This window comes from uncultured Senegalimassilia sp., assembly GCF_934636665.1.
Classification (GTDB): domain Bacteria; phylum Actinomycetota; class Coriobacteriia; order Coriobacteriales; family Eggerthellaceae; genus Senegalimassilia.
The window spans coordinates 104,774-117,397 of sequence record NZ_CAKUAT010000002.1 but is presented as its reverse complement, the minus strand read 5'-3'; the positions used below and the strand labels follow the sequence as shown (position 1 = coordinate 117,397).

9 protein-coding genes are annotated in these 12,624 nt (G+C 63.1%); 6 read left to right on the top strand and 3 right to left on the bottom strand.

The features are described 5' to 3' along the window. Positions 1–207: 207 nt before the first annotated feature. The 3 genes from Q0G75_RS01250 to Q0G75_RS01240 all read right to left on the bottom strand — a co-directional run bounded on the left by Q0G75_RS01250 (position 208) and on the right by Q0G75_RS01240 (position 6,240). Complete coding sequence (locus Q0G75_RS01250; RefSeq protein WP_294415797.1) at positions 208–2,292, bottom strand: DUF4012 domain-containing protein; 2,085 nt, start codon at positions 2,290–2,292, stop codon at positions 208–210. 284 nt (positions 2,293–2,576) lie between these two features. Next, positions 2,577–4,349, bottom strand: a complete 1,773-nt coding sequence (locus Q0G75_RS01245; protein WP_294415795.1) for a hypothetical protein — start codon at positions 4,347–4,349, stop codon at positions 2,577–2,579. A 265-nt stretch (positions 4,350–4,614) separates the two neighbouring features. Further along, positions 4,615–6,240, bottom strand: a complete 1,626-nt coding sequence (locus tag Q0G75_RS01240; RefSeq protein WP_294415793.1) for a DEAD/DEAH box helicase — start codon at positions 6,238–6,240, stop codon at positions 4,615–4,617. 400 nt (positions 6,241–6,640) lie between these two features. On the opposite strand from Q0G75_RS01240, the gene Q0G75_RS01235 reads away from it, so the two are divergent. The 6 genes from Q0G75_RS01235 (at position 6,641) to rlmB (ending at position 12,553) form a co-directional block, all read left to right on the top strand. Beyond that, on the top strand, positions 6,641–7,306 hold the full coding sequence (locus Q0G75_RS01235) for a Wzz/FepE/Etk N-terminal domain-containing protein (protein WP_294415792.1): 666 nt from the start codon (positions 6,641–6,643) through the stop codon (positions 7,304–7,306). 3 nt (positions 7,307–7,309) lie between these two features. Continuing rightward, entirely contained in the window at positions 7,310–8,116 is an 807-nt protein-coding gene (locus Q0G75_RS01230) for a CpsD/CapB family tyrosine-protein kinase (RefSeq protein WP_294415790.1), read from the top strand. Positions 8,117–8,119: 3 nt separating this feature from the next. Beyond that, positions 8,120–8,764, top strand: coding sequence for a CpsB/CapC family capsule biosynthesis tyrosine phosphatase (locus Q0G75_RS01225; protein ID WP_294415788.1), 645 nt, complete (start codon positions 8,120–8,122; stop codon positions 8,762–8,764). Between the two features lie 295 nt (positions 8,765–9,059). After that, entirely contained in the window at positions 9,060–10,103 is a 1,044-nt protein-coding gene (locus Q0G75_RS01220) for an aldo/keto reductase (RefSeq protein ID WP_294415786.1), read from the top strand. A 648-nt stretch (positions 10,104–10,751) separates the two neighbouring features. Beyond that, complete coding sequence (locus tag Q0G75_RS01215) at positions 10,752–11,603, top strand: TRIC cation channel family protein (RefSeq protein WP_294415783.1); 852 nt, start codon at positions 10,752–10,754, stop codon at positions 11,601–11,603. 194 nt (positions 11,604–11,797) lie between these two features. Beyond that, positions 11,798–12,553 carry a 23S rRNA (guanosine(2251)-2'-O)-methyltransferase RlmB gene (gene rlmB, locus Q0G75_RS01210; protein WP_042435702.1) on the top strand — a complete coding sequence of 252 codons (756 nt, stop codon included), beginning with the start codon at positions 11,798–11,800 and terminating at the stop codon, positions 12,551–12,553. Positions 12,554–12,624: the final 71 nt, after the last annotated feature.

The window sequence follows — 12,624 nt, the reverse complement described above, 5'->3', positions numbered from 1 at the left end:
AGTGCATCGGCTGGGTGGCAAGCTAGTTTCGCTCTCCATGGGTTTCGCATGTGAAGGGACCGGACGCATAGTGCTACGTCCCCAAGTGTCAGATGCCGCAGGAGGCGAACGCCATCCCATTCGGATTCCATATGTAGACAAGCGAACGCAAAAGACCCGGGGAAGTGTCCCCGGGTCTTTTCTCATGGCGTATAAGCCGCGTTGCTTCTACTGGTGGTACTTCGTCAGCGTCGGCGTGGTGGCCAGCTGCAGGTCGCCCTCGACGCCTGCCGGCAGGGTGACCGTGTAGCTGTAGGTCACGGTGGACTCCACAGGCAGCGGGTTGTTCGGCTTGGGCAGCACCGAGAAGTCGCCCACCTGGCAGGTGAAGGTGACGTCGAGACCCTGATAGGTGGCTTTGCCGAGCGTGGCGCCGTTCGATGCCGTCACGTCGGAGATCGTGCCGCCCGCAGGAGCGTAGAAGTAGATGAAGGGGTTGGCGTCGCCTAGGCTCTTGTCGTTGTCCGAGACGATGTAGCTGCCGCCTTGCTTCGCTTCCTGCGCGGTCATGAAGTTCGTCAGCGTGGTGGTCACGTGATAGGTGCGGGACCCGTCGTTGCCCGTGACGGGACTGGAGACCTGGGTGTCCATACCTAGCCACCAGCCAAGCTTGCTGCCAGCCCAGAAGTTGACGAACACGCCAAGGGTGGGCTGCTGCTCGGAAGCGGCGGTCATGGAGCCCGAATAGCCCATGTCCTCGATGTAGCTCTGCTCAGAGGCGTCGGCCAGCCAGATCATGACGCGGCGATCCTCAAGGCCGCCCATCATGGTGGAGACCAGTTTCATGAGCGACGAGGCGTTCATGTTCTCCAAAGCCGAATCGAACGCGTATTCCGCGGCCTCGGCGAACAGGGCGTCGCACAGGTCGTTGCCTTCGGACATGTTCGAGCCGCTGGACAGGTACTTCCAGTACAGGTCGTGCTGCAGCACCTTTGTGGCGTTCGTGCCGTCGATGGTGGTGCCGTCCGAAAGCGTGAAGCTGTCGCCCGTGGCGGCCAGCAGGTCCTGGACCATGGTCGGGGTGATGGAGATGACGCCGTCGACGGACTGCTCGCTCTTCTCCTGATAGGCCGCCGCCCAGATGCCGGCGACGCGCGGGTAGTCGGGGTTGAAGCTGTTGTCCCAGGAGTACTGCGTGTACCAGGGGTAGAACAGCGCATTCTCCTCGTCGGTGATGGCGCACTGCGCGGGCGTCTCCTCGGCCATCATGTCGTAGACCTTGGTGAAATCGCCCAGCTCGATGGCGCCGTTGTCAATGGAGACGGTGCCCATGGAACCGGGGAAGCCGCCCGAGGCGCGGATCTCGGCGGTGTTCTGGGCGGCCAGCAGGTACGTGCGGTTGCCGTTCGCGCCGAGCATGGAGCCGATGATGGGCGCGAAGGTGTTCGCCTCCTGGAAGACGTCGTTGATGCCTGTGATCTTCTCCTGGGCGGGCCCCACCAGCTTCTGCAGCTTCTCGATATGGAAGGCGGGAAGCGAGGTCAGCTCGTCGGTGCAGCGCTGCATGGCCGGTGCACCGTTTTGGATAGCGCCGAGCAGCGTGGTGATGGCGGCGATGTTCAGATTGCCGTTGGCGTCGATGCACGCCGACGGCGGCGTGGTGGACAGGCTGGTGGTCAGCGGCACGATGGCGTTGTCGGATGCGTCGGCTAGGGCGGAGGCGATGGTCTGCACGCCCTTCACGTCGCTGCCCACGACGGGCAGCATAGCGGCCACGTTCCAAACGGGGGAGGAGAGCTCCTCGTTCATGGCCTGAGCCGAGGACTGTAGGTTGGAGGCGCTCTTCGCCGCCGTTGCGAAGTCCTGCCCGGCGATGGCGGTTTGGATGCCGTTGACATTGGAAAGCGCGGTCTCTGCCTGGGCTTTCACGTCCTTGGCGGACAGCGCCAGCGCCGCGCCGTAGCCGCACGTGCCCACCAGCAGGCACGCGATGACGACGATGCAGACGATTAGCTTGGTGTGCTTCTTGCGGCGCTTCTTCTTCACGCGGATCATGCCGTCGTGCTCATGGTTGTTCGGAAGTGGCTGGAAGTTGAAGTCCTGCCTTCCGTAGGGGTTGCCGTATCCGTTTTGCGGCTGCTGCTGCCCGGGTTGTTGGGCGTAGCGCGGCTGCTGATACGGGGGGCGTTGATATGCTTGCTGGCCGTATGGCTGTTGCGGGCGCGCCGGTGCTTGCCGGCCCATGTTGGCGGGTCGGTTGGCCTGTTGCCCATATGCCTGGTCCGGGCGCGAATGCTTTCCGTTGTTCTGCATAACACTCCTGACTTGCCTGAAACTACAAGAGGAAAGTGTATCACGCGCAATGTCGGCGGGGGACAATTGCACGTGAAGCCCAGATGACGGGCTTATCGGGAAGCCATCTGCCGATGGACCTGTCGTCAACGACGGCTTTTGCGCTATATGCGAGCGTTCGCCAAGTATGCGGGTTTCGGACACATAACGCTACGTCCCCAAGTGTCAGACGGGGAACGATTAGCGAACGCAAAAAGCCTGGGAATAGGCCCCGGGCCTTTTGCGCGCTATGTGCGTCCTGCTTATCAGTGGTTCTCGATGGTGTGCGGGATGACGCGGTGCCATGCCGTCCCGGTTTCCTGGTCGTAGATGACGTCGTTGGCCATCTCGTCGATGTAGAAGGAGATGTACACCCCGCTCGAGTCCCTCGTCCGGCAGGAACACCTTCCCTGGTTCAGCATCATGTCGACGACGCCGCTGCAGTATTCGAACTTCACGGGCGCGGAAGGCTGGGGCCTGCCAAGGGCGCGCGAGTCGATGAGCGAGTAATAGTCGTAGGTCACCAGGTCTCCCTTTGCGAGGAAATCGATATAGCGGGGCTCCTGGGCGTTCTGGTCGGGGCTCCAAAGGCCCACGATCATGTCGATCGTCAGTGCGGTCTCGGGCATGGGCGCCGTTTGTCCGTTGCTGTAAGCGTTCGAGCCGCTGTTGGCTGAGCTGCCGCCGCTCGACTCGCTCGGCTTGCTCTCGGTTGCGGGCAAGCCGCTGTTGGCTGAGCTGCCGCCGGTCGATCCGCTCGACTCGGATTCGGTCTCCTTGCCCGTGCTCGAGCTGTTCGAGCTGCTTGTCGAACCGGAATTCGAGCTGCTTCCAGCGGGCTTGTCCTCGGTTTTGCCCTTGCTCGTCGATGCCGCCTGCACCTTGAGGTCGCCCGCCTCGGTTCCGCCGAACAGCTTCACCTTGACGTTGCGCTGCGATTCGATGAAGTTGGCGTCCGCGCCCACGTGCTCAAGGTATTCGGCGGAATCGTTCCCGATGTTCTTCTTCGCCGTGCTCAGGCTTTTCGACAGCGTGGGGTAGTTGCCGTTCTCGTCGGGGGTCAAAAACGTGGTCAGCACGCCCTGGAGCATGGCGACGTTGTAGACGTGCGAGATCGACCCAGTGTTGCCGAACACGGCCGTTGCGCCGTTGTCCAGGAACGCGTCCGCCAGCTGGCTGTCTTCACCCGTGCTGCAGGCGCACAGGTAGACGACCGACCCGCCCAGGCCGCGCACGTAGCGCTTGACGAAGGAGGGCGTGATCGCAAGGTGGCTGTCGGGATCTCCGGCCACGTTGACGATCGTGGCGCGGTCGTTCTTGATCTCGATGAGCTGGGATTTGTCGCTGAGGTCGGAGTCGATCCCGGTGTCAAGGACGCTGCCGGTTTTGCGGTTGTACCCGCCGTGGCCGGCCCAGATGAGAAGCTGCTGCTTGCCGCCGAGCTCCTTAAGCCCCGCCAGCGTGATGTTGCTCGGGGTCTTCGCCGTGGAGGCGGACCATTTCGAGGAGGTCGAGGAAAACGCGTTGGTGACGGTGCTGATCGCCGCAACCGAATCAAGCCTGCCGGTGGTCTCCACGGAGGAGATGGTGGCTTCGGAGTCGGTGCTCAAGCCGTCGGTTCCCTCGGGCGCGGCTATATAAAGGTACGACAAGCCGTTCTCGAACTTGTAGTACACGCTGTTGTCGTCGACGGTGTAAGAGGACACCACCCCTTGCGCCTCAAGCTCCTTCGCATGGGCCTTTTGCGCCGCTATGGCGTTTTTGACGTCGTCCTCGGTCTGGAATCCGCCCGATGAGTACGCCGCAGCGGCGTTGTCGATTTGCGAAATGGTTTCCTCGAACTCGGCGATCTCGGCTTTGGAGAGCTCGGGGGCGGTGAATTCCTCCCAGATGCCCAAGGCGAAGTTCGTTCCCGTGAGGAAATACTGCACCGCAAGGACGACGATCGCGGCGATGACGATGAACGCCACGGTGTTGTCGCTGCTGCCGTTCTTGGAACCGTTCGATGAACTTTTCGAGGGTTTGTCGGGCGTTGCCATAGCTTCTCCTTGGCGTTCGTCTGCATGATGGAGCGTCGCTTCATATCATACGAGATGAACGCGCTGTTTTGGAGAGCTTTGTGCGCTTACAGATTGCAGAACGAAAAACGCCCCGGAATGGTTCCGGGGCGTTGGTTTCGTGTTGGCGGTCGTCGTCGGCGCTCAGGGGTTGGCGCAGCTCAGCGACTGCATTCGTTCTTATCGTGCAGCTGGGCGCGCGATGCTTCGAACGCTTTCGCTTGCGTGAGCGTTTAGGCGCGCAGTGCTACTTGGAGAAGCGGCTGTAATCGTAACCGCCCTCGCCGCCGCGCTTCTTGTTGTTGGCCTTGTGCGGGGCGCCGTTCTGAGCCTTGCGCTCCTTCTTGTGCAGGCGAGCCTGGGCGTTCTTGGCGTTACGGCGGGAGCGGAACTCCTCGTCGGAGAGCCACTCGCCGTTGCGGCCGGCGCCGCCCTTGCCGCGATAGCCGCCCTTGTTGCCGCCGCGATCGTTGCGGTTGTCGCGGTCGAAGCGGCCGCCACGGTCGTTGCGGCCCTTGCGATCGAAGCGGCCCTTGCCGCCGCGGCCGCCGCGCTCGCCGCGGGTGACCAGCGCGTCGTCCTCGCGACGGCGACGGCCCTCGCCGGCGTTGGGCCTGCGGCCCTCGCGCTCAGCGCGCTCGGCGTGCTTCTCGCCGGTGCGGCGGGCACCCGCCGGCTTGTTGCCGCCGCGGCGCGTGCCGCCCTTGCGCTCGCCGCGCTTGGGCTTCTCCAGCACGGATGGGTCGGTCTCGTAGCCCTCGATGGTGGTGAAGGGGATGTCCTTGCCGATGAGCTTTTCGATTTCCTTGAGCGTTTTCATGGTCTCGCGCGTGACGAAGGAGATGGCGAAGCCCTCCTCGCCGGCGCGGCCCGTGCGGCCGATGCGGTGCACGTAGTCCTCGGCCATGTCGGGCAGGTCGAAGTTGATGACGTAGTTCACATCGGGCACGTCGATGCCGCGCGCCAGCACGTCGGTGGCCACCAGGATGTCGGTCTTGCCGCGGCGGAAATTGTCAAGGGCGCGACGGCGGCGGCCCTGGGTCTTGTCGGAGTGGATGGACTCGGCGTGGAAGCCGGCGGCCTCAAGCGCCTCGGCGCACTCCTCGGTACGGTTCTTGGTGCGGGCGAACACGATGACGCGCTCGTGGCCCTTGTCGTTGAGCACCGCCTCCAGGAGTTCCTGCTTCTTGCGGTTGGCGATGGGCATGATGTACTGGGCCACGGTGGCTGCGGTTTCGCCGTTGCGGGCGATCTCGACGATGGCCGGGTCCTTCAGCAGGTTGCCCAGGTTCTTCTGGATGGAGCTGTCGATGGTCGCGGAGAACAGCAGCGTCTGGCGCTCGGCCGGCGTGTGCTCCACGATCTTGGTGACGTCGGGCAGAAAGCCCATGTCAAGCATGCGGTCGGCCTCGTCGAGCACGAGCACCTTCGTCTCGGACAGGTCCACCACGCCGCGGTCCATCAAGTCGTTCAGGCGGCCGGGCGTGGCGATGAGCACGTCGGTGCCGCCGCGCAGCTCGCGGATCTGCGGGCCGTAGGGGGTGCCGCCGTACACGGTGGTCACGAAGTGGCCGGTCTTGCGGGAGATCTGCATGCAGGTGCGGCTGATCTGCTGAGCCAGCTCGCGCGTGGGGCTGACGACGCACACGCGCGGGGCGCGGCCGCGGCCCTTCATGCGCTCGAGCGTGGACAGCGTGGGCAGCAGGAACGCTGCGGTCTTGCCGGTGCCGGTGGAAGCGGCGGCGATGACGTCGCGGCCTTCCAGGATGTAGGGGATGGACTGCTCCTGAACGGGCGTGGGGGAGTCGTAGCCCATGCGCTCGACGGCGGCGAGGGCGGCCTCGGACAGGCCCAGTTCTGCAAATGCGGTCATGAAAGATCCGTTCTCTTCGCGGAAGCAGCGCGCAGCAAACCAAGGCGTCCGGAAACGGGCGGCATCGGTTTCAGTCAAGCGCTTGCAACCTATGTACCAATTCATCGCACCCGCCCCAGGCGGCGTGCTTGCGCTTGACGCGAGCCGCTTTCTACATGCCTTGCGCGATGCGTGGAAGAGCGCGCGAAAAGAAGATTAGAAAGAATTTCGTGAGAAGCAACCCGCTTATTATGATGGTGTTTTCACAAAATGGAAGCGCTTGAGCCCGAAAAGACCGCGATTGTGCACGAATCTCCACGGCTTTCGGCCTTTTCTGCTGAAGTGGAGCAACTTTGTACCCGCCCCTCCATTGCGGGGTATAATAGCAAGGCTATTGCCCCGAGACTTGAGAGGTTTATTCATGACATTGCTCGAGCTGCTTCAGCTTATGCGCAAGCATCTGAAGCTCATGATCGTCCTGCCTATCGTGTGCGCGCTTGCGACCGCCGTGGTCTGCTTCGTCGCGCTGCCTAACACGTATACCGCTTCTACCAGCATGTACGTGCTTGCGAAGCAGTCTTCTGCGAACTCCGACAATGCTGCGAACTACTCTAACCTCAACGCCAGCCAGATGATGGCCAACGACGTGTCCACGCTGCTCAAGAGCGACCGCATCGAGGCCGACACCGCCAAGGACCTGCACCTCGAGTCTCTGAAGGGGTACTCCACCAAGGTCACTAGCGAAACCACTTCTCGCGTCATCACGCTGTCCGTCACCGGCACCGACCCGGAAATCGCCGCCACCATCGCCAATGATATGGCCAGCAACGTCTCCAAGGTCGCGCAGCAGGTCATGGACGTTCAGTCGGTCAACGTCATCGATCAGGCCACGGCCCCCACGGCGCCCTCCGGCCCTAATCGTCCCATGTACATCGCCGTCGCGCTGCTCGCCGGCTTGTTCGTCGCCATCGCCATCGTCGTGGTGTCCGATATGCTCAACACGAAGGTGCGCAACGCCGACGAGATCGAAGACCTGCTGGGCCTGCCCGTCATCGGCCGCATGCCTGCTCTCAAGGGAGGTAAATAAGCTATGGCTCGCAAACCTAAAGGCGGCGACGATATGGAGATGCAGAACGCCGCGAAGACCTTGATGGCCAACATCCGCTTCATGAGCGTCGATAACCCCATCCGTTCCCTGGTGTTTACCAGCTCCATTCCCAACGAAGGAAAATCCACGGTAACGTGCAACGTCGCCCGCGCCATCGCGTCCTCGGGCATGCGCGTGTGCCTGGTCGAGTGCGATATGCGCAACCGTACGCTGGCCGGCATGCTCGGCGTGCGCTCCACGGGCGGGCTGTATTCGGTGCTTTCCGATACCATGCCCATCCAGCAGGCCATCGTCTCCACCAACACCGAGAACATGTTCCTGCTCGATGCCGAGCCGCATATCCCCAACCCTGCCGACATCCTGGCATCCAAGCGCTTCGCCTCGCTGGTCCACAAGCTTGAGCAGATGTTCGACTACGTCATCTTCGACACGCCGCCTGTCGGCATGTTCGTCGACGCTGCTGTGGTCTCCACCATCGTCGATGCCGCCGTGCTGGTGGTGCGCGAGAACTTCACTAAGCGCCAGACCGTGCTGCAGGCCTACGACCAGCTGAAGAAGGCCGGCGGCAACGTGGTGGGCGTCGTCATGAACTACTGCAACGTCGAGAAGTCCGAGTACTACTACGCTTACTACAACCAGCAGGGCAAGCGCGAGAAGGGCGCCGCTTCCACGGTGAAGGTGGATTCGCGCAATCTCACCCCTAACGTCCCGCGCGGCGGCGGCAAGCACGGCGGTGCTACGAACCCCGCTAACTACGGACGCCAGAACAACGGTGCTCGCAGAGGGTAAAACGTGCTTGACCTGCATTGCCATATCCTTCCCGGCGTTGACGACGGGGCAAGCTGCCTCGGCGAGAGCGTGCGCATGATCCATGCCGCATACAAGGCCGGCATCACCGAGATCGTATGCACGCCGCATTGCCGTGACCCGTACTTCGATTTCGATGCCATGTGGGACGCGTTCAATCAGCTTGCCCCGCGTTCGCCCATTCCCATGCGCATGGGTTTCGAGGTGAACATCCGCAAGCTGCGCGAGCTGGGAATGGACTGGGCGCCCTACCTGTGCTTCCAGGATTCCAAGACGCTGCTGCTTGAGCTTTCCACGCATGCCACCAAGCGCGATTTCGAGGAGTATGAACGCGAAATCTACGAGCTGCAGGGTATGGGGCTCGACGTGATCATCGCTCATCCCGAGCGCTACAAGGCCATCCAGGAGGACGTCTCCATTGCGGAGCGCCTGGTCAGCTGCGGGTGTGTGTTGCAGGCGTCGTCCGACTTCATCCGCGGTGGGCGTATGGGCAAGGAGCGCAAACCCGCCCAGCGTTTGTTCGAAGCCGGTTTATACACCTACATCGGCAGCGACGCCCACTGCGTCGAACACTACGAGGCGTTTTCCGAAGCGGTGTACAAATTCGGGCACATGCTGCGAGCGGAATAGCCGACGAAGGAATAGAATAACAGCTAGGTTTTTCGGCCTGCCCTCTCAACGGAGGGTGGGCCTTTTTTCGAGAGATGAGCGTGAGCGGGGGCGAGTGAACAGGGGACGGAGGCGTGTTCACGTTAGCCATTCGGGATAATGGAGGTTACCCGTGAACACACCTCCGTCCCCTGTTCAGCCTGTTCATCCCGCGGGGGAGCGGGCGATGAACGCCGTTGCGTTCCCCGTTCGTTTACGTGAACACACCTCCGTCCCCTGTTCGCGATTATGGTTGCTAGTGGAGAGAGGAGCGCTTATGCGCACTGTTACGTTGGGATCTACCGGTATCGTCACGCCGCAGAATGCGTTCGGGGCGCTGCCGATTCAGCGCGTTTCCGAGCAGGACGCCGTGGCGCTGCTTCGTCGCGCGTTCGAGGGCGGCATGACGTTCTTCGACACGGCGCGCGCGTACTCCAACAGCGAGGAACGCGTCGGCCTTGCGTTCGAGGGCATGCGCGACAAGGTCGCCATCGCCACCAAAACCCAGGCCCGCACCCCCGAGGCGTTTTGGGAGGATCTGGAGACCTCGCTGCGGCTTTTGCGGACCGATCATGTCGACCTGTACCAGTTCCACTGCGTTGACCAGTGCTACAAGCCCGGCGACGGCACCGGCATGTACGAGTGCATGCTCGAGGCCAAGGAGCAGGGCAAGATCGCCCATATCGGCGTGACGGCGCACAAGCTCGAGGTTGCCTTCGAGTGCGTTGAAAGTGGCCTGTACGAAACCCTGCAATATCCGCTCAGCTACCTTGCCTCCGATCGCGAGCTGGAGCTGGTGGCGTTGTCTGAGCAGCGCAACGTCGGCTTCATCGCCATGAAGGGCCTGGCAGGCGGTCTGCTCAACAACGCTCGCGCCTGCATGGCGTTCATGACGCAGTTCCCCAATGTGCTGCCCATTTGGGGCGTGCAGCGCGAGGAGGAGCTTGATGAGTGGCTTGCGTTCATGGCCGACACGCCGCAGCTTGATGATGAAATGCGCGTGTTCGTCGCCTCCGAACGCGCCGAGCTGGCCGGCGATTTCTGCCGCGGCTGCGGCTACTGCATGCCGTGCCCGCAGGACATCGTCATCAACCAGTGCGCTCGCATGTCGCTCATGATCCGCCGCGCGCCGTCGAAGGGATGGCTCGGCGAAGAGTGGCAGCAGCGCATGAGCGCCATCGAGGAATGCACCGAGTGCTACGCTTGCACCGCGCGCTGCCCCTACGAGCTGGACATTCCCCAGCTTCTGAAGAAGAACCTTGCCGACTACCGCGCCGTTCTGGCAGGAACAGTGAACGTCAAGGGTGCGGGCGAGGAATAAATCCGGATTCGTCCTATGCTCGATGTCGCGTTCGATGCATCCCCTGGGCGATTCGAGCCGAGATGATGCGAGGGTGCTGGCGCTATTGCAGGGACGTCTCCTTCTGCGTTGCCATATCCTCAGGCTTTTGCGAATGCGGCGGCGAATACTTCGAGGCGGTTGCGCGGGTATCTGTTTCCGCGCTGCCGTATCTCGTGGGCTTTTGCGAACGCGTTGGCTCAAGCTTCGCGGTTGCCCCAGAACGAGCTCGTTGCAGCATGTCATCCCTGGTAATTTGACTTCCGATGTGGTTTCATAATCGCTAACAAGCGAAGCGGGCGCGCCCCTTTGGCGCGCCCGCTTTCACGTTCGGCGGGGCGGAATGAGGGCGCCTGCGCCGAACGGGGGAATAAGGTGGCGATGGCGCTGCGTCGGCGCCGGGGCCCGCGGTCGGGCGAAAGGCCGCGCGTCCAGGGCAGACGCTCGCGTCGTGGGTGCTTCGCATGGTGCGGGCCGAAAGCTTAGCGCGCTTCAGGGGGTCTCTTCGCGGCGTGCGAGCTGCAGGTCTTGGGTTCCTGCGGGGCGCTCCGTCGATGCGCGCGCTCGGATGCGGGCATCCTAGGGGCCGTGCAGCCCGCTTTCGCCACTGGCGGCTGAAAAGGGGTTCATATGGAAGCTTGGCTGCAGGGGATCTTCGCTGACACGCCGGTGCTCACGGTGCCGTGGAGCATCGACTATTTTAGCGTAATCGCCGGCGTGCTCACCGGCGCGCTGTTCGCGTGCGACCGCAAGCTCGACATCATCGGCACGGTGGTGTGCGGCCTGATCACGGGTTACGGCGGCGGTGTGCTGCGCGACACGCTCATGCAGGGTACGGGCGTGTACTTCACCTCGCACCCCGACCTTATCGTCACGTGCATCCTCATCTGCGCGTTCGTGTTCTATTTCCGCGGCATATTCAAGCATCTCGAGGCAACGGTGTTCCTGGCCGATGCGCTGTCGGTGGGCCTGTTCGCGCTGGCCGGCGCTTCGAAGGCGGTGGCCTTCGAGCAGGGGATGGTGCTGTCGGTCATCATGGGCGGCATCACCGCGGTCGGCGGCGGCGCCATCCGCGACATTTGCGTCGGTGAAGTGCCCGGCGTGTTCCAGCGCAGCAACTATTACGCTGTTGCCGGATTGGGTGGCGCGGCGGTGTACGTGGTGCTTGCGCGCTTCGGTTGCCCCTTGGCGCTTGCGGGTATCGCGTGCGTGTTCGCCGTGGTGGCGCTGCGCTACTGGAGCGTGTACTTCGATTGGCGCACCACCTCCGAGGCCGACCTGACGCCGCGCATCGCTCGCGGGCTGCATCGTGCCGGCGATGTGCTGTCGGGGGTCTTCCTGCACGGCGGCGATTCCGAGCGGCGTCAGCGCCACGCCGGCGCGCGCATCGCCCGCGGTGCGAGCCGTGATGACGAGGCGTGCAAGGGTGCATCGGGCGGCAGTGATGCCGCCAACAGCGATTGGCCCGCCAACATGCGCTAGCACATCCCGAAAACGACCCCTGAACCGAGTGAGGCTCCCTCGGCAGCCTGGCTTTCAATTTGCATGTCGACGGTGGGAATTCGGTGCATGGGGGTCTTGCGGCGATTGGCGCTGCGGGAAGCCCGCGCGCGCGGCGGCTGGTACAATAGCCCAATCGATCTACGTTATCTTGCAGAACCGAAAGGCCCTATCACATGGCTGATTACATCGAAGGCAAGCGCCCCGTCATCGAGGCGTTCCGTACCGGCGTGCCCATGCGCCGTATCCTCATGGGCGATTACATGAAGCGCGACCCCATGATCGAGGACATCATGCGCAAGGCCAAGCGCAACGGTGTGAAGGTCATCCAGGTGCCGCGCGACGAGCTTGACCAGAAGTCGGCCCGTGGCAGCCATCAGGGCGTCATGGCCGAGGCCGCGCCGTTCAACTACGTGGGCATCGGCCAGGTGGTCGACGCCGCGAACAGCTACGCCGAAGAGCACGACGGCCGCGCGCTCGTGGTCCTGTGCGACCACCTCACCGACGCGGGCAACCTGGGCGCCATCAGCCGCTCCTGCGAGGCCGTGGGCGCATCGGGCCTGATCATCCCCAACAAGCGCAGCGCGCGCGTCGAGGCCTCCACGTACAAGAGCTCCGCGGGCGCCATCACGCACGTGCCCGTGGCGCAGGTGTCCAACATCGTGCAGAGCATCCACCGTTTGCAGGAGGAGGGCTTCTGGGTGTGCGCCGCAACCGAGCACACCGACGATCTGGTGTGGAACGCGAACTTGAAGGGCAAGATCGCCATCGTTCTGGGCAACGAACACGACGGCGTGTCCCGCCTGGTGCTCGAGCATTGCGACATGTACGCGAAGCTGCCGCTGGAAGGCGAAGTGGCCAGCCTGAACGTGGCCCAGGCCGCTACCGCCGTCATGTACGAGTGGCTGCGCCAGAATATCCACACCGCCTAACGGCCAGCGAACCTGCTCGACGTTGCGGGGCGCTCTCGTACCCCGCTTTCGACTTCAGCTTGCACGGGCAT

Coding starts and splice junctions, on each gene's coding strand:
- Q0G75_RS01250 (WP_294415797.1), bottom strand. CDS start 2,292: ATGCAGAACAACGGAAAGCATTCGCGCCCGGACCAGGCATATGGGCAA.
- Q0G75_RS01245 (WP_294415795.1), bottom strand. CDS start 4,349: ATGGCAACGCCCGACAAACCCTCGAAAAGTTCATCGAACGGTTCCAAG.
- Q0G75_RS01240 (WP_294415793.1), bottom strand. CDS start 6,240: ATGACCGCATTTGCAGAACTGGGCCTGTCCGAGGCCGCCCTCGCCGCC.
- Q0G75_RS01235 (WP_294415792.1), top strand. CDS start 6,641: ATGACATTGCTCGAGCTGCTTCAGCTTATGCGCAAGCATCTGAAGCTC.
- Q0G75_RS01230 (WP_294415790.1), top strand. CDS start 7,310: ATGGCTCGCAAACCTAAAGGCGGCGACGATATGGAGATGCAGAACGCC.
- Q0G75_RS01220 (WP_294415786.1), top strand. CDS start 9,060: ATGCGCACTGTTACGTTGGGATCTACCGGTATCGTCACGCCGCAGAAT.
- Q0G75_RS01215 (WP_294415783.1), top strand. CDS start 10,752: ATGGAAGCTTGGCTGCAGGGGATCTTCGCTGACACGCCGGTGCTCACG.
- rlmB (WP_042435702.1), top strand. CDS start 11,798: ATGGCTGATTACATCGAAGGCAAGCGCCCCGTCATCGAGGCGTTCCGT.